Origin of the sequence: Arcicella lustrica, from assembly GCF_034930985.1 — a bacterium.
GTDB lineage: Bacteria > Bacteroidota > Bacteroidia > Cytophagales > Spirosomataceae > Arcicella > Arcicella lustrica.
On the sequence record NZ_JAYGIM010000001.1, the window covers coordinates 240,148 to 257,576 of the forward strand.

Sequence of the window (17,429 nt, forward strand, 5' to 3'; positions counted from 1 at the left end):
ACAAAACAATCATGTTAAAACGTCTTTCCATTTTCGCCATTTATTTGTTTATCGCCACTTTTGCGAGCATTACTTTTGCAAAATCACAGCCAGAATACTACGAAACTAGAGTATACAGTTTCAAAACGCTAGAGCAGAAAAAAGTAGTTGAAGATTATTTTAAAGACGCTGCTATTCCTGCTTTTAACCGATTGGGAATCAATTCAGTAGGTGTATTCAACGAAGCTGACCAAAAAGATGGAATAAAATTATATGTTTTGATTCCCTACAAATCTTTAGAACAATTCAGTAAAATAGGCAGTAAACTGGCTTCTGATGCTGTGTATCAACAAGCGGCAAAAGCATATTTAGATGCTAACTTCGCTACGCCAGCTTATGAACGTTACGAAAGCTCGCTTTCAGTTGCTTTTAAAGATTGGACAAAATTGAAAGTGCCAACCACATCAGCTCCAAAATCTGAAAGAGTATATGAGTATCGTTTGTACGAAAGTCATAGTGAAGTAAAAGGATTGAGTAAAATTCACATGTTCAACGAAGGTGGCGAAATTAATATTTTTGTAAGATTGGGTTTTAATCCAGTGTTTTATGCGCAAACTATCATTGGTGGAAAACAGCCCAATTTGGTGTATATGACTACTTTTGATAACAAAGCGTCGAGAGATGAACATTGGAAAGCATTCGGAGCAGATTCAGAATGGAACCGTATTAAAGTACTTCCAGAGTATGACCATGCGATGACCAAAGCCGAAATCCATTTCTTGACACCAACAGATTTTTCACAAATTTAAGGGTGAGTTTATAAGTCTATGAGTTTAAAGTTTATGAGTATAAATCGTAGATAAAGTGTAAGAAGAATAATCTCATAAACATTGAACTCATAGACTCATAAACGCTAAACTCATAAACATTAAACTTAAAAATGCAGGAAATCGCTTTTACGATGAAGCTCAAAAAAGGATTTGAGCAAGAATACAAAAAACGCCATGATGAAATTTGGCCAGAATTGTCACAATTATTAGTGAAATCTGGTATCATTGAATACGCAATTTATTTGGATGAAGCTTCAGGAATTTTGTTTGCTGTTCAGAAAAGAGTAGATAACCATACGCTTGACGAATTACCCCAAACTGAAATTATGAAAAAATGGTGGGCATTTATGGGCGATATTATGGATACTAATCCAGATAATTCTCCAGTAGTAAAAGATTTATCTTGCGTGTATAGAATGGCTTAATCGCTAGATTTAATTAGAAAAGCACAGATTTAAGGATGGTCAATGTCAAGATTGATGACTTAATCTGTGCTTTTTTGATGCTTAAATTCGATTGATATTAAAAGATAGAAAACCTTAAAACTAGCGGAAAAATATTATTTTAAATTGATAATTCATCCATCACTCTCAACTATTTATTGTATGAAAAACATTAGATTATTACTCTTTTCACTCGCCTCTTTTTTTGTGCAAGACACTTTTGCACAAAGTAAAATCAACCGAAAAGCTTTGGTAGAACGCCACACGGTTGTGGTTAATAAAATTGATACGTTGGCGTCATTGTCGATCGGGAATGGCGGTTTCGCTTTTACGACTGATGTTACTGGTTTGCAGACTTTCCCCGATTTTTATGCCAAAGGTATTTCTTTAGGTACTCAGTCGGTTTGGGGCTGGCATCGTTATCCAAATACTGAAAACTATAAGGTTGAAGAAACGTTAAAAGAAATCAATTCGCATGGTAGAAAAGTACCTTATGCCGTTCAAGCTTCAAACAGCGAAAGAGCAAAGGCTGCCAATAATTTCCTTCGTCAAAATCCACATCGTTTGCAATTAGGAAATCTTGGTTTTGAGTTATTCAAAAAGGATGGTTCAAAAGTAAATCCACAAGATTTAACTAATATTCACCAAACCTTAAATGCTTACACAGGTGAAATTACCAGTCAATTTTCGGTAGAAGGCGTTCCTGTAAAAGTAATTACGGTGGCACATCAACAAAAAGATTTAATTTCGGTAAAAGTACAATCTGACTTATTGAAAACTGGTCAGTTGAAGTATCGTTTACGTTTTCCGTATCCTACAAATCAATTTACAGATGAAGGAAATAATTGGAAAAATGCCGATAAACACCAATCATCGGTCGTACTTGCTAGCGAAAAATCTTTTGTTTTTAAGCATCAGTTAAACGATACGGAATATTTTGTAAAAATCGAGAGTAATCAAGATTCAAAGGTTTTACAAAGCGAAGCGCACTATTTTGTGCTGAGTCCAGATACGAAAGAAAGTACTTTGGAATTCAGCGTTATGTTCTCTGAAAAAATCTCAAAAGAAAGTATTCCAAATTTTACTAACACTTTATTGAGTACAAAAACGGCTTGGAAAACTTTTTGGAGTAATGGTGCTGCGGTTGACTTTGCTGGAAGTACCGATCCACGTGCAAAAGAGTTGGAGCGAAGAATTATTTTATCGCAATATCTTACCAAAATACAATGTGCGAATAACGAGCCACCACAAGAAACAGGTTTAACTTATAATTCTTGGTTCGGAAAACCACATTTAGAAATGCACTGGTGGCATGGCGTTCATTTTGCTTTGTGGAATCGTACTGATTTACTTGAAAAAAGTATGAGTTGGTACAAAAAAGTATCACCAGAAGCGAGAATCATTGCAGAAAGACAAGGTTTTGAAGGTGTTCGTTGGCAAAAAATGACCGACCCAGATGGGAAAGAAGCACCTTCGTCGGTGGGGGCATATTTACTTTGGCAACAGCCACATTTTATTACTTTCGCTGAGTTGGCTTATCGTAAACATCAAAACAAAGCAACTTTAGAAAAGTATAAAGAACTTGTGTTTAAAACAGCCGAATTTATGGCTTCTTACGCTTACTTCGATCCAGAAAAAGGTCGATATATTTTGGGTAAAGGTGTAATTCCTGCTCAAGAGCGTTTTAAACCTGAAGATACTTTTAACCCGACTTATGAGCTGGCTTATTGGCAATGGGCTTTATCAACAGCACAAATTTGGCGTGAACGTTCGGGTTTAAAAAGAAATGAAAAATGGGATGATGTTTTGAAAAAACTATCGCCTTTGCCTGTACAAGATGGCGTTTATTTGGCTACAGAAAATGCGACAGATTCTTATATGAATCCAGTGTTTTTAACAGACCATCCAAGTGTATTAGGTACTTTCGGAATGTTGCCAGAAAGTAAAATGCTTGATAAAAAAATCATGCAAGATACTTTCGATAAAATCTGGAAGATTTGGCATTGGGATGATACTTGGGGATGGGATTTCCCGATGGTTGCGATGACTGCCACTCGATTAAACCAACCAGAAAAAGCGATTGACGCTTTGATGATGGACATTAGAACCAACACGTATTTACCTAATGGACATAATTTTCAAGATGCTCGTTTGCGTTTGTATTTACCAGGAAATGGGGGATTATTAGCAGCAGTAGCGATGATGTGTGGAGGCTATGATGGATGTAAAACGATTAATCCAGGGATTCCTAAAAATGGAAAATGGAAAGTGCGCTGGGAAGGGTTTAAAAAAATGTATTAATTGTGAATGAGTGATTTAGTGATTTTTTAATAATCACTCATTCACTAAATCGCTCATTCACAACTCACAAATAACAATTATATGAAAAAAACCTTTTTAGCTATTTTTTTACTTAGCCAAACACTTTGTTCTTTTGCCCAAAAGAACCTGACACTTTGGTACAAACAACCAGCCAGAAACTGGAATGAAGCTTTGCCAATTGGTAATGGACGCATCGGAGCAATGATTTTTGGACGACCTACCAATGAATTAATTCAGTTGAATGAACAAACCCTTTGGTCGGGAAAACCAGTTAATACAAATCCAAATCCAGAGGCTCCAAAGTATTTGAAAGAAGTAAGAGAAGCACTTTTTAAGGAAGATTATAAAAAGGCAGAACAACTTACCCACAAACTTCAAGGACTTTATTCAGAAGCGTATCAACCACTTGGTGATTTACGTTTAGAACAAAATTTGAAAGGCGAAGTAAGTAATTATTATAGAGATTTAAACATCGCTAATGCCACTGCAAGTACTCGTTTCAAAGTAGGAGATACAGAATTTACTCGTGAATTTTTTGTGTCTGCCCCTGCACAAGTAATGATTGTTCGCTTAAAGGCAAGTACCAAAGGAGCATTAAATTTCAAGGCTTCAACCACAGCACAGCATCCTATTCAAAAAGCAGTTTTTGGCACCAATCAATTGGTAGTTCGTGGTAAAACGCCTGTTCATGCCGACCCAAATTATGTAGGTTATAATGCTCAGCCTGTTATTTACAAAGATTCTACAGGTTGTGGAGGCGTTCGGTTTGATTGGAGAATCAAAGTGAAATCTACTGACGGCAAAGTAAGTACTGATACTTCTGGAATTTCTATTTCGGATGCTAGTGAAGCTGTGTTGATTATTTCAGTAGGAAGTAGTTTCAATGGTTTTGATAAATGTCCTGATTCAGAAGGAAAAGATGAAAAAGCCATTGCTGAAAAGTATTTACAAGCCGCTTTAAATCAAAATGTGGATGTAATGAAAAAGGCTCACATTGCTGATTATCAACGTTATTTCAATCGTGTAAGTTTTACTTTGAATGGAAATCCAACTGTAGATTTACCAACCGATGAGCGATTAATCCAATATGCAAATGGAGCAAAAGATTCTGCTTTAGAAAGTCTTTATTTTCAATTTGGTCGTTATTTATTGATTTCTTGTTCTCGTCCAGATGGTATTCCAGCCAATTTGCAAGGTATTTGGAATAATTCAGTTCGCCCGCCTTGGAGTAGTAATTTTACCACCAATATCAATACTCAAATGAATTATTGGATGGTAGAAATGAGTAATCTATCAGAATTGCATACGCCATTATTGAAATGGATTGGTTATATGGCTAAAACGGGTAAAGAAACCACTAAGAATTTTTACAATGCTCGTGGCTGGACAGTTCATCATAATTCAGATATTTGGGGATTGTCAAATCCAGTAGGAGACAAAGGAAAAGGTTCGCCTGTGTGGGCAAACTGGGCAATGGGTGGCGCATGGCTAAGTCAGCATCTTTGGGAGCATTATGCTTTTACAGGAGATAAAAACTACCTAAAAAACAAAGCTTATCCATTGATGAAAGAAGCGGCTATTTTCTGTGAAGATTGGCTCGTTGAAGATAAAGATGGCTATTTAGTAACAGCACCTTCTACTTCGCCCGAAAACGTTTTTATCACAGAAAAAGGTGAAAAAGGTTCGGTTTCTGTGGCTAGTACGATGGATATGGCTATCATTTGGGATTTGTTTACGAATACCATCGAAGCGTCTGAAAAGTTGGGTATTGATGAAGCTTTTAGAAAAGAACTAATCGCCAAAAAAGCTAAACTTTATCCTTTGCACATCGGTAAAAAAGGGAATTTACAAGAATGGTATAAAGATTGGGAAGACGAAGACCCACAACACAGACACGTTTCGCATTTGTTTGCTTTGCATCCAAGTCGCCAGATTTCGCCATTGCGTACGCCAGAATTCTCAAATGCAGCAAAGAAAACCTTAGAAATTAGAGGAGACGATGGAACAGGTTGGAGTAAATCTTGGAAGATAAACTTCTGGGCAAGATTACACGACGGAAATCATGCTTATAAATTAGTCCGTGAGTTGTTAAAACTTACAGGAATGGAAGGTACAAACTATACAAAAGGTGGTGGTACTTATCCAAATTTATTCTGTGCGCATCCGCCATTCCAAATAGATGGTAATTTTGGTGGTACTTCTGGCATTTCAGAAATGATACTTCAAAGCCACGATGGTTTGATTAATATTTTGCCAGCTATTCCAGACGATTGGCAGGATGGTGAAATCAAAGGAATGAAAGCCCGTGGAGGTTTTGAAATAGACATTACTTGGAAAAATAAACAAGTAACGCAATTGGTAATTCGTTCTTCGATAGGAGGGAATTGTATCATCAAAACACCAAATACCTTAAAGTTAGTAGGAAACCAAAGCTTGAAAAAAGCTAAATTATTTGATGCTTACGACTTCCAAACTGTTAAAGGCGGAGTGTATGTGTTAAAAAGTTTGTAAGTAATCTTTAATATGGCAGGCATGAAACTAAATCATGCCTGCTGTATTATTTTAAAGCTTTTCCCTAGATTCTTCTCTCAAAGTTTTCGATGCAATTGTCATCTTGTTTGATGTAATTGTCATCTTGTTTCATTGAACGAGCATCTTGTTTGATGTAATGGTCATCTTGTTTCATTGAATGAGCATCTTGTTCGATGCAATTGTCATCTTGTTTCAATGAATGAGCATCTTGTTTAATGCAATTGTCATCTTGTTTCATTGAACGAGCATCTTGTTTGATGCAATTGCCATCTTGTTTCATTGAATGGTCATTTTGTTTGATGAACAGACTCAAATTATCAGGAACAAGGGAAAGAGAAGCATTAGGATGGCTCAAATATTTGATAGAGCTTTATATTTGATACAGCCTATTTTTTATTCCTCATCACTCTTCATCACAGAAGAATTTCGAACAATTAATTCTGTATATAATTTAAAAGTTCGATAGCTTTTAGGCAGTTTAGACGTATTTTCTATTAAATCAAATAACAATTCTGCTGAACGTTTGCCCATATCCAAAGCGGGTTGCACAATGGTACTAAGCGATGGTGCTAGGAGTGCTGCTACTTTTAAATTAGTAAAACCTATCAAAGCAATATCTTCTGGTACTTTTATGTTTCTTTTTTTCAAAGTACTTAAACAACCTAAAGCCAGTCTATCGCTTGCGGTGAAAATAGCATCGGGAGGCGTTTCGTTGGAGAAAAGTTGGTCAATTACAAATTCAATATCTTGCAAACCATAATTACAGTACTTTAGCAAAGATTCATCTACAGGAATATTATGTTTTGCCAAAGCTGCCAAATAACCTTTTACTCTTTCTTTGGAAATTGATAAATGTGGCGAAGCTGCGATGTGCGCAATCCTTTTTCTACCTGTTTTGATAAGATGTTCTGTGCCATTAAACGAGCCTTCAAAATTATCTGAAATTACTTTATGCGTATCGATTTCATCAGAAATACGGTCGAATAATACAATGGGTAATCCTTTGTCATGCAAGTTTTTTAGGTGTTCAACATTGGTTGTTTGTCCCGAAAGTGAAATCAATAAACCATCCACACGTCTTGAAGTAATATGCTGTGTATTAATTACTTCTCGTTCATAAGATTCATGACTTTGGAAGATAACTACTTGATAACCTTTATTATAAGCAATATCTTCAATGCCATTGATGGCTTGCGAGAAAAATGGATTATCAATTTCTGGAACGATTACACCAATAGACCTACTTTTATTTTCCTTTAAACTTAATGCAATTGGGTTGGGTTGATAATTGAATTTTTCGGCATATTCCATCACCGAACGTTTGGTGTCTGGGTTAATTTCATGGCTTCCTCTTAATGCTCTCGAAACGGTTGAAGTCGAGAGATTTAAAGCTTTGGCGATATCTTTAATTGTTATATGTTCCAAAATGCTGTTTCTTTGAATTGTACAAATTTTTTCTTCCCTTTTCCTGCTGGCATTTTTCTATTTTGATTTAAATCTTGCCGTTAAATAGCTTTGGCTTCTCTCAACGAAATATAAATTTACATTAATGGCAACGTTCCCGAAAAGATTTGGGAAAAATATTCAATAAAATGTTTGTATCCTTCTACTTTAAGAGATATGTTTAACTAAGCCTTTATACTTAGCAAGAAATAGCACAAAATGCTAATTCTTGAAATAATCTAGTAATGTGTTTTCTTGAATTTGTTTTTTTGAGGATAATTTTTTCAAAAATCTATTTGATACTATAAGGGAAAAATAAACTAAAATTACTTATACGTTGAGAATCATTTTTTTGAAATCAAGTAAAAGTAAAGTGTTTTTCTCTTTAATGAAAAGCATGATTAATGTCGTTTTTCAGATGAAACATTGTATGTTAATCAAATGATTTTACAGTCTAATCCCAAAAAAATGAACAAGACGATTGGTAAGTACCGTTGGCAAATAGTTGCTTTACTCTTTTTTGCTACTACCATAAATTATTTGGACCGACAAGTGATAGGTCTTTTGAAACCAACTTTAGAAAAACAATTTAGTTGGACAGAAACAGATTATAGCAGAATAGTGATTGCCTTTCAGGCTGCTTATGCGCTTAGTTTGATGGCTTTTGGTGGAATTATTGATAAGATTGGCACGAAATTAGGCTATACTATTTCGGTAATCATGTGGAGTTTTGCAGCGATTGCGCACGCTTTTGCCAAAAGTACTTTCGGATTTGGTTTAGCAAGAGCAGCTTTGGGTTTAGGCGAAGCAGGGAATTTTCCTGCGGCAATCAAAGCGACTGCTGAATGGTTTCCTAAAAAAGAAAGAGCTTTAGCTACTGGAATTTTTAATTCAGGGGCCAACATCGGAGCAGTAGTTGCACCCATCATGGTGCCTTGGATTTTGGGGGCTTATGGTTGGGAAATGGCTTTTATTATTACTGGAGGTATAGGTTTTGTTTGGTTGATTTTCTGGATTATTTATTACGAAATTCCATCAAGACATAAGAAATTAGAAAAGGCTGAATATGAGTATATTCATAGTGATGCCGAACAAGTAAATGCCAATGAAAAGCCTGTAGCTTGGTTGAAACTTTTTGGAATCAGACAAACGTATGCTTTTGTATTCGGAAAAATGTTGACTGACCCAATTTGGTGGTTTTTCTTATTCTGGTTGCCTTCGTATTTTTCAACAACCTTTAATCTGGATTTGAAAAAACCAAGTTTGCCATTGATTTTGGTCTATACAGCAACAACGATTGGAAGTATTGGCGGAGGATATTTATCTGGTTACTTTATCAAAAAAGGTTGGGCAATTCCGAAAGCTAGAAAAGTATCAATGTTCATTTTTGCTATTTGCGTGGTGCCAATTATGGCGGCTCGTTTTGCAACAAATATTTGGGAAGCTGTGGCATTAATCAGTATTGCGGCAGCAGCGCATCAGGCTTGGAGTGCTAATATTTACACGGTAGCTTCGGATATGTTTCCAAAAAAAGCAATTAGTTCTGTAATTGGTATTGGCGGAATGGCGGGTTCAGTAGGAGGGATGATTTTCCCAGTTATTGTAGGTTCATTATTGGATTCTTACAAAGCCGCTGGCGATATTAATTCAGGTTACAATATTATCTTTTTACTCTGTGGAAGTGCTTATATTTTAGCTTGGGCTATTATGCACTTTTTCGCTCCAAAGAACGAACAAGTAGAAATTTAAGTAATTGAGGAATTGAATGAATGGTGATTTAGTGAATGAGTAGTTTAGCGGTTAATAATTTATAAATCAATGAATTACTCATTTTAATTTTGTCGTTTGACTGATTACTGAACAAAACTGTTTTAATAGCCCAAAATGTTTTGTTGTTTATCTCAAATAAAATGTAGTGGAAACTCTTGCAGTTGCCTCGAATGAAACGACAACCGCAAGGGTTGCCGCTACCGCAAATTATTAGTTAAAAAACATTTTGAACATATATTTAATCCTTCGTACAGTATTAACTCAAAATTCATTAGCGTTCCTCAAACATAATTATTTAATCAAAAAATGCAAAAAAAACCCTTTTTTACCCTTCCAACTTTTAGCAAGTACTTTGTGATTCTTGCTGGGATTTGTCTTTTCTTTTCGAATACTTCTTTGGCACAAATGAAGTGGTCTGAAAGAATGGCAGATATTATGCTAGACGTTCATAAAGACTCTATTACTTACAAAGAAGAAGGAAAACGTGCTCGTTGGGATTATGAACAAGCCATTCTTTTAAAAGCTATTGAAAGAGTATGGTATCGTACTGGTGATGCTAAATATTATCGTTTCATTTTAAACAATATGGATTCTTATGTAAACGATAAAGGCGAAATCAAAACTTATAAATACGATAATTTCAATTCTGATAATATCACTGGCGGTCGTTCTTTGGTAATGCTTTACCGTGAATCAGGAAAAGAAAAGTTTAAATTGGCAGCTGATTTATTAAGAAAACAACTTTCTGAACATCCACGTACTAAAGAGGGTGGTTTCTGGCATAAACAAATTTATCCAAATCAAATGTGGTTGGATGGTTTGTACATGGTAGAACCTTTCTATGCAGAATACAGCAAAGCGTTTAATCAACCACAGAATTTTGATGACATCGCCAACCAATTTATTTGGATGGAAAAAAACGCTCGTGATGCTAAAACTGGTTTATTGTATCATGGTTATGACGAAAGTCGTGAACAAAAATGGGCAGATAAAACTACTGGACGTTCGCCAAATTTCTGGGGAAGATCAATCGGTTGGTACATTATGGCTTTAGCCGATGTGTTGGATACTTTCCCGAAAGAACATCCTAAACGCAATGAATTAATAGCGATTTATCAAAGATTAGCAGCTGCAATTGTGAAATACCAAGACCCTAAAGAAGGCTGCTGGTACCAAGTTGTGGATAAATTAAACGGTAAAGGCAATTATTTAGAAGCTTCTGGCTCTTCAATGATGGTTTATGGTTTGGCAAAAGGTGTTAGAATGGGTTATATCGATAAATCTTATTCTTTGAATGCTAAAAAAGGGTATGATGGAATTTTAAGAAACTTTATTTCTACAGAAAGTAACGGCATCAATCACTTAGAAAAAGTAGTACTTGTAAGTGGTTTAGGTGGAAATCCATACCGTGATGGTAGTTATGAATATTACTTGAAAGAACCAATCCGTCGTGATGATTTAAAAGGAATGGCACCATTTATCATGGCAAGTGTTGAAATGGAAATCGCAGAAGATTTAGCAGTTGGTAAAGGTAAAAAAGTAGGTTTAGATAATTACTTCAACCACGAAATGCGTACTACTCGTGAAGGCATTACCGAACCTTATCACTATACTTGGTATGATGGAAAAGACTCTGGTTTTACCTTATTAGGAAGTATTTTTGAAAACTACGGTGCAGAATTAAAAACAGTTTCAGCTGCTCCAACTACCAATACTTTGAAAGGTTTAGATGTGTATATCATCGTTGACCCAGATACTAAAAAAGAAACACCAAACCCTAACTATGTAGATGCACAAGACATTGCAGCGATTGAAAATTGGGTAAAAGCAGGTGGAAATTTAGTATTGATGGCAAACGATTCTGCTAATGTAGAATTGCCTCATTTCAATAAATTAGCGGCTAGATTTGGTATTCAGTTTACTGGAAAAAGTATCAACATGGTAAAAAATAATGTGTACGAACAAGGAAAAGTAACGATTCCTGCCAACCACAGTATTTTTAAGGATGTGAGCAAAGTATTTGTAAAAGAGCTATCTGTTTTATCGGTAAAAACACCTGCGAAAGCGGTTGTAACTGAAGGAAATGATAATATTATGGCGGTAGCTAAAGTTGGCAAAGGAACTGTTTTTGCAATTGGTGATCCTTGGATTTACAATGAATACTTAAACGGAAAACGTTTGCCAATGGAGTTTGAAAACTTCAAAGCAGCAAAAAACTTGGCCGTTTGGTTATTAAAAAGCAATGCTAAAAAGTAATTAACAATACATAATGTGCAAAAGCACAAAAACCTTGAACTAATGAAAACATTATTGATATTAGGCACCATTTTATTGGGAACAGTTGGGCTTAGCCAAGCACAATCTGACGAAGAAGCTAAAGTAGGAGCGGCTGTTGAAACTTTCAGAAAAGCAGTGGTTGATGCTGATAAAGCTACTTTAGAGAAAATTCTTGATGAAGGATTAACTTATGGGCACTCTGGTGGAAGTTTAGAAGGCAAAGCTCATTTAATCGAAACTTTGATGAATGGCGATTCAGATTTCAAAACAATGGATTTGACCGAACAAACCATTAAAATATTCGGAAAAACTGCTGTTGTTCGTCATAAGTTATATGCTGAAACCAACAATCGTGGTGTGGCTGGAACTGTGAAATTGGGAATTTTATTGGTGTTTCAAAAAACAAAAAATGATTGGAAATTAATTGCTCGTCAAGCGGTGAAAATTTAATCGTTCATTAAAAAGTCAATAAAAAAGGTTTGGAGTTAATCCAAACCTTTTTTATTGACTTTAAGCTGGAAAGCTAAAAATCTTATGTTAGTTTTGGCACGTTATTTGTCATTTTTGCAATGAATATTGTATCAGACTTAAACGCCTAATCTATTCAATAAATCTTTAATTGATTAATGAACAACAAAATCCTTAAAATACGTTTGCTTTTATCTGTGTTTTTTATCTGCACATTTGGGAATTTGTATGCTCAAACTAAACTTAAAGAGGCTAATTATCAGTTTGAAAAACTGAGCTATCTTGAAGCAATTCGACAATATGAGGACTTTCTAAAAGAAAATAAAGACCCTAAAGTCAAATTAGAAGTTTTAAAAAAACTAGCTTTTTCCTATCGTAAAATACAGGATACTCGTAATGCAGAAAGGGTATTTTCTAATTTAATCAAAGATTTTCCAGATGTTGAAAGCGAGCACTATTTGTATTATGCTCAAGCATTGGCTTCCAATCAGAAATATCGTGAATCTCAGAAATATTACTCTTTGTATGGTGAAAAACAAAAAGCCGATTTAAGAGGTAAACGATTTACGATTTCGTACATGGATATGAGCCACTTTTATCGTGATTCATCTTCTTACAAAGTAGAATACCTGTCTATTAATTCTCGCCAAGCAGATTTTAGCCCGATGTATTATAATGGTGGTTTGGTTTTTTCTTCTGCTCGTGACGAAGCAGGAATTATCAAACGTGTTTTTGGTTGGAATCAAACACCTTTTTTGAATCTCTATTTCGTAGCTGATACTGCTCTTTTGTCTTCAAAAATGGGTTTGCAATCAGCTTCAGCAGTGGGTGGAATGTCGGCAAGTAATAATGAAACGCCAGTACAGGAATCGCCTTTATCCAAGATTGAAGATTTCAGCAGAATTCTAAACACGAAGTATCACGAAGGACCAGTAAGTTTTTTTAAAGATGGTAAGAAAGTTATTTTTACCCGAAATAATTATAACAAAGGGAGAGCCAGAGAATCAAAAGATGGTACAAATCGCTTGAAATTGTACTCAGCCAATTTGAATAAAGAAAGTTGGAGTAATGTAAAAGAATTGCCTTTTAATAATGATGAGTTTTCGTGCGGGCATCCTGCTTTGAATGCAGATAATACAAAATTATACTTCGTTTCAGATATGCCCGGAGGTTTTGGTGGAACCGACATTTATATAGTTGAATATAACGATGGCAAATGGGGAAAACCAATAAATGCAGGTAGAGAAATTAATACTGAAGGCAATGAAATGTTTCCGTTTGTGGATGAAAATAATAACTTATATTTTGCCTCAGATGGTCATGAGGGTTTGGGAGGTTTGGATATTTTTTTCGCAGAATACAAAGATGGGAAATTGAGTGAAACTGTCGTGAATGTTGGCGCACCGCTAAACTCTGAAAAAGATGATTTCGGACTGATTACTGATGGTGGCAGAAACTCAGGTTACTTTTCTTCCAACCGAAAAAAGGGAATTCATGATGATAATATTTATAGTTTCAAAAAAGAATGCCATCCACTCAATATCGTTGTTTATGATGCTTTAACCAAATTGCCTTTGGCAGATGTGGACATTAGAAGTGTGATAAATGGAGAGAATCAGGAATTGAAAATAACCAATTCAGTTGGTTTGATGTCAATCTGTTTACAATCGCTTTCTGAATATGAATTCAAAGCCATTAAAGAAGGCTATTTGATGAATGCTATTACTTTTTCTACAAGAAGTAATACGGCTCAAAATACAACTTTAGCCATTTATCTTGAAAAATCGAATACTTCTGTTTTAAAAGGAATTGTAAAGTCTGAAGTAAATCAAAAGCCGATTGCAGGCGTACAGGTAACTTTAGAAAACCAGAAAGATAAAACCAAACAAACCGTAATTACAGGAGAAGATGGTGGCTATGAATTTGAAGTAAAACCTGATACTGAAAATAAATTAATCGCTGAAAAAGACAATTACGCTACCAATAACGAAGTAATTAAAAGTACTGAAAACAATGCCTCTCCGCTTCAAAATGTACAGAAAATGTATGCCAAAGGAGATGTGATTAGGCTGAAAAATATTTACTATGATAGAGATAAATTTTTTATACGTACAGATGCCGCTCATGAATTAGAAAAAACAATTTTACCAATTCTACAAAAATATCCAAGCATGAAAGTTGAGATTCGTTCGCATACAGATTCACGTTCGAGTGCGAGTTACAACTTAGAATTATCCCAAAAAAGAGCTAAGGCTGTAGTAGATTTTTTAGTTGAAAATGGTATAGATACAAGTAGATTAATGGCTAGAGGTTATGGCGAAACTGAGCCGATAAACGAATGTGTAGATGGCGTTTCTTGTAGTGAAGAACAGCATCAAGAAAACAGAAGGACAGAGTTTAAGATTTTATCAGTAAAATAATGTTATTGTGAAATAGCCTGATTAACTGCTGATAATATAAATCCAAGATTTACAGGCATTCATGCTGCGATTCACTATCTTAGTGAACATTTAGCGAATTGAGTATGGAAAAATATTACCTTTTTTATCTACTAGCATTAATAAGCGAAGTAATCGGAACTGTTAGTGGATTTGGTTCTTCAATTTTGTTTGTACCAATTGCTTCACTTTTTTTTGATTTTAAAGTTGTACTTGGCATCACAGCATTGTTTCATGTCTTTAGTAATATTTCCAAAATCGTACTTTTCAGACAAGGGATTGATAAAAATATTGCCTTCAAATTGGGTATTCCTGCAGTAATTTTTGTCATTATCGGAGCTATTTTAAATAAATACATCAGTCAGAGAGAAATCGAATTATTGATGAGTATTCTACTGATAGGTTTATCTGTTTTTCTACTTATTTATTCAGAAAAAACCTTAGCACAGACTAACCAAAGTCTTTTTTTAGGAGGAGGCATTTCTGGCTTTTTAGCAGGTTTGATTGGTACTGGTGGCGCAATTCGTGGACTTACACTAATGGCTTTTAATCTTGAGAAAAACATATTTATCGCTACTTCTGCATTAATAGATTTAGGTGTTGATTCAAGTAGAGCAGTGGTCTATTTTTTGAATGGTTATATGGCTACAGAATTTTTATTTACTATTCCTTTTTTGTTAATCATTAGTATTGTAGGTACTTGGCTTGGGAAAAAAATTATCAATAAAATTCCTCAAACAGTGTTCAGGTACATCGTTTTAATTGTTATTATCATTACTTCAATTGTACAAACAGTAAAGTATATTTATTCTTAAACAGAAGTTATACCAATTTTTGTTTGATTTTCGTTCCGTTAGGAACGAAATATTTTAGCTACATTAAGCTTTTGCTTGAACCCTTTAAGAAGGCTCTTTTTTATAAAAAATTAGGGTGACCCATGTTGAGAACACGCATTTAAATATTAATCATTTTTTGCACCTGCATCAATCCATTTTTTCACAACAGCTAGTTGGCAATCTGTTAGTTTACCAATAGGTGGCATCGGGGAATATCCCGTTAAATTATTAATTGCGCCAAATAATCTTTTATTATCTATATAAATTTTTACATTGGTATAGTTTTCAAGATTTATTCCTCCAGAAATAGAACCCGTTTTGTGGCATCCTAAACAATTGGTAGATAACAAAGGCATGATTGTTTTTGAAAAAGTAACATTTTGAGTGTCAACAACTACAGCACAATCTACATTTTTTGCCCCTTGTGTAATCCATTTGGCAATCATATCTGCTTGTACTTTGGACAAAGCTTGGGAAGGAGCTGGCGGCATCCTATCCACATCTGTTTTAATCATTACAGTATAAAGCTTACTTTTACTAGGGTTGCCAGCGGTGATACCTTTTTGAACAATCTTGGCGTATGAGGTAAACTCATAACCATCTGCACGAGTTTTGGCATCATGACAGCCACTAGTAGCGCAATTACTTACGAAAAAAGGAAGAATTTGTGTATTGAAGCAAACAGAATCTCCTTTGGAAACATTGGCAGTTGTGTTTCCACAATTATTGGCAGTGCCAGTTCCTCCAGTATTACTACTTGGATTTGTAGAATTGCCTGAAGTAATATCAGTTGGATTTGCTGGTGTTGCAATATCTGTTGGTGCGGGGTCACCTTTTGAGTTTTTACATCCAATTGTAAAGAACCCAATCATAAAAAGTATGGCGATAAAACTTGAATTTTTCATGATTAGAGTTTTTTAGGAGTTAATGTAAATTTGTTTTTAATAGCTATTGATTCTGCTATTTTTTCAAATACAAGTTTTGGAATGTCAATTTTATGGTCTTGTAGTTTTACATTGAAATCACTAGTTACACTTATACTTTCAGAGTCAACAATTATTTGGGCTTTGATAATGTGCTCTTGTTTTACACCGTGCATATCTAAAATTCCTTTCACAGACACTTGATAAGTACCTTGTTTTTGTAAATCAATGTTTTCGACTATTTTTCCTTTGAATACACTGAGTGGATATTTCTCTGACTCTATATAATTTTCGTTGAAATGCTCTTCCATCAGTTTGTTCTGAAATTTGAAAGCCACATTTTGTATTCTTACTGCAACTTCTTTTGTTGTGATATTCAAAGCAACCAAGGTACTTTTATTTTCTGCACTGATATTTTCTAAAGGAGTTTCAGAGAAAAAACTTGTCTGACCATTGAGTGTCATAAATACTTGACCAAACGAACTTGCTTGAATCATTAAAATGATGAGTAGGATATTGATGAGTATCTTCATTTGTTTATTTGTGTGTCTTATTTGCATTTTTATCAAAACTGAAAATTCTTGAAATATTGAATCCATAAAAAAATCACCGTTAGCATGAACCTTTTCATAAAGCAATTTTATAGCATTAATATGAACTTAAAGAGAGACTAATTACTTACCGTCAAGATATTTCCAGTAATGCTTACTTTAAATACTTTGATGCCACCACTTCCATTTCCATTAAGTCCTTTTCCTGAAGTATTGAATGTAGCACCATGAGCAGTACAATAAAATTGATTATTGGTGAAAGTAATTTCACTTTTACCTTCATGACTACAGATTTGTGTAACGGCAACATAATCAGTCGCATTTACTTTGGCGACAACCACATTGTTTTGTCGGATGTATCCACCAACAGTTTTTAAAGCCGACGCTACTGTACTAGTTAAATCTAAATTGAGGAGTTCGCCTGTTTGTGTTGGACTGATGCTAGATTCATTTTTACAAGAAGTTAGGCTAGAACCCGTGCAATAAATAGCGAGAAGAGCAGCACCTTTTACGCCTAAACTTTTTAAAAATTCGTTACGATTAATTTTTTCTTGATTACTCATTTGGAAGAAAGTTAATGTGGTTTTGTTTTGTTATTTCAGATAAGATGAGAATTG

General features: G+C 34.8%; 14 protein-coding genes. 9 read left to right on the top strand and 5 right to left on the bottom strand.

Annotation, left to right across the window (positions count from 1 at the left end; all coding sequences use genetic code 11):
* Nucleotides 1-11: 11 nt before the first annotated feature.
* The 4 genes from VB798_RS00975 (at nt 12) to VB798_RS00990 (ending at nt 6,085) form a co-directional block, all read left to right on the top strand.
* Nucleotides 12-788, top strand: coding sequence for an NIPSNAP family protein (locus VB798_RS00975; RefSeq protein WP_323255016.1), 777 nt, complete (start codon nt 12-14; stop codon nt 786-788).
* Nucleotides 789-919: 131 nt separating this feature from the next.
* The gene (gene rhaM, locus VB798_RS00980) at nt 920-1,234 is read left to right on the top strand and encodes an L-rhamnose mutarotase (protein WP_323255018.1); all 315 of its coding nucleotides are present in this window, start codon (nt 920-922) and stop codon (nt 1,232-1,234) included.
* A 180-nt stretch (nt 1,235-1,414) separates the two neighbouring features.
* Nucleotides 1,415-3,553: a hypothetical protein gene (locus VB798_RS00985; protein ID WP_323255020.1), complete on the top strand. Its 2,139-nt coding sequence runs from the start codon at nt 1,415-1,417 to the stop codon at nt 3,551-3,553.
* An 81-nt stretch (nt 3,554-3,634) separates the two neighbouring features.
* Complete coding sequence (locus VB798_RS00990; RefSeq protein ID WP_323255022.1) at nt 3,635-6,085, top strand: glycoside hydrolase family 95 protein; 2,451 nt, start codon at nt 3,635-3,637, stop codon at nt 6,083-6,085.
* A 64-nt stretch (nt 6,086-6,149) separates the two neighbouring features.
* Here the strand turns inward: VB798_RS00990 and VB798_RS00995 are convergent, their stop codons facing one another.
* Nucleotides 6,150-6,461: a hypothetical protein gene (locus tag VB798_RS00995; RefSeq protein WP_323255024.1), complete on the bottom strand. Its 312-nt coding sequence runs from the start codon at nt 6,459-6,461 to the stop codon at nt 6,150-6,152.
* Nucleotides 6,462-6,499: 38 nt separating this feature from the next.
* Nucleotides 6,500-7,531 carry a LacI family DNA-binding transcriptional regulator gene (locus VB798_RS01000; RefSeq protein ID WP_323255026.1) on the bottom strand — a complete coding sequence of 344 codons (1,032 nt, stop codon included), beginning with the start codon at nt 7,529-7,531 and terminating at the stop codon, nt 6,500-6,502.
* Between the two features lie 486 nt (nt 7,532-8,017).
* On the opposite strand from VB798_RS01000, the gene VB798_RS01005 reads away from it, so the two are divergent.
* From VB798_RS01005 to VB798_RS01025, 5 genes are all read left to right on the top strand, one after another.
* Complete coding sequence (locus VB798_RS01005; RefSeq protein WP_323255028.1) at nt 8,018-9,298, top strand: MFS transporter; 1,281 nt, start codon at nt 8,018-8,020, stop codon at nt 9,296-9,298.
* A gap of 327 nt (nt 9,299-9,625) precedes the next feature.
* Nucleotides 9,626-11,575: a glycoside hydrolase family 88 protein gene (locus VB798_RS01010; RefSeq protein WP_323255030.1), complete on the top strand. Its 1,950-nt coding sequence runs from the start codon at nt 9,626-9,628 to the stop codon at nt 11,573-11,575.
* Nucleotides 11,576-11,617: 42 nt separating this feature from the next.
* Nucleotides 11,618-12,046 carry a nuclear transport factor 2 family protein gene (locus tag VB798_RS01015; RefSeq protein WP_323255032.1) on the top strand — a complete coding sequence of 143 codons (429 nt, stop codon included), beginning with the start codon at nt 11,618-11,620 and terminating at the stop codon, nt 12,044-12,046.
* A gap of 176 nt (nt 12,047-12,222) precedes the next feature.
* Nucleotides 12,223-14,484 (top strand): OmpA family protein, encoded by a 2,262-nt coding sequence (locus tag VB798_RS01020; RefSeq protein WP_323255034.1) that lies wholly within the window; start codon nt 12,223-12,225, stop codon nt 14,482-14,484.
* A 104-nt stretch (nt 14,485-14,588) separates the two neighbouring features.
* Nucleotides 14,589-15,317: a sulfite exporter TauE/SafE family protein gene (locus VB798_RS01025; RefSeq protein WP_323255037.1), complete on the top strand. Its 729-nt coding sequence runs from the start codon at nt 14,589-14,591 to the stop codon at nt 15,315-15,317.
* A gap of 146 nt (nt 15,318-15,463) precedes the next feature.
* Here the strand turns inward: VB798_RS01025 and VB798_RS01030 are convergent, their stop codons facing one another.
* The 3 genes from VB798_RS01030 to VB798_RS01040 form a co-directional block, all read right to left on the bottom strand.
* A complete protein-coding gene (locus VB798_RS01030; RefSeq protein ID WP_323255039.1) occupies nt 15,464-16,243 on the bottom strand; it encodes a hypothetical protein in 780 nt (259 codons plus the stop codon).
* Between the two features lie 2 nt (nt 16,244-16,245).
* Nucleotides 16,246-16,794: a YceI family protein gene (locus VB798_RS01035; protein ID WP_323255041.1), complete on the bottom strand. Its 549-nt coding sequence runs from the start codon at nt 16,792-16,794 to the stop codon at nt 16,246-16,248.
* A 137-nt stretch (nt 16,795-16,931) separates the two neighbouring features.
* Nucleotides 16,932-17,375: a Rieske (2Fe-2S) protein gene (locus VB798_RS01040; RefSeq protein ID WP_323255043.1), complete on the bottom strand. Its 444-nt coding sequence runs from the start codon at nt 17,373-17,375 to the stop codon at nt 16,932-16,934.
* Nucleotides 17,376-17,429 lie beyond the last annotated feature (54 nt).

Coding starts and splice junctions, on each gene's coding strand:
- VB798_RS00990 (WP_323255022.1), top strand. CDS start 3,635: ATGAAAAAAACCTTTTTAGCTATTTTTTTACTTAGCCAAACACTTTGT.
- VB798_RS01005 (WP_323255028.1), top strand. CDS start 8,018: ATGAACAAGACGATTGGTAAGTACCGTTGGCAAATAGTTGCTTTACTC.
- VB798_RS01025 (WP_323255037.1), top strand. CDS start 14,589: ATGGAAAAATATTACCTTTTTTATCTACTAGCATTAATAAGCGAAGTA.
- VB798_RS01010 (WP_323255030.1), top strand. CDS start 9,626: ATGCAAAAAAAACCCTTTTTTACCCTTCCAACTTTTAGCAAGTACTTT.
- VB798_RS00985 (WP_323255020.1), top strand. CDS start 1,415: ATGAAAAACATTAGATTATTACTCTTTTCACTCGCCTCTTTTTTTGTG.
- VB798_RS01020 (WP_323255034.1), top strand. CDS start 12,223: ATGAACAACAAAATCCTTAAAATACGTTTGCTTTTATCTGTGTTTTTT.
- rhaM (WP_323255018.1), top strand. CDS start 920: ATGCAGGAAATCGCTTTTACGATGAAGCTCAAAAAAGGATTTGAGCAA.
- VB798_RS01030 (WP_323255039.1), bottom strand. CDS start 16,243: ATGAAAAATTCAAGTTTTATCGCCATACTTTTTATGATTGGGTTCTTT.
- VB798_RS00975 (WP_323255016.1), top strand. CDS start 12: ATGTTAAAACGTCTTTCCATTTTCGCCATTTATTTGTTTATCGCCACT.
- VB798_RS01040 (WP_323255043.1), bottom strand. CDS start 17,375: ATGAGTAATCAAGAAAAAATTAATCGTAACGAATTTTTAAAAAGTTTA.
- VB798_RS01035 (WP_323255041.1), bottom strand. CDS start 16,794: ATGAAGATACTCATCAATATCCTACTCATCATTTTAATGATTCAAGCA.
- VB798_RS01015 (WP_323255032.1), top strand. CDS start 11,618: ATGAAAACATTATTGATATTAGGCACCATTTTATTGGGAACAGTTGGG.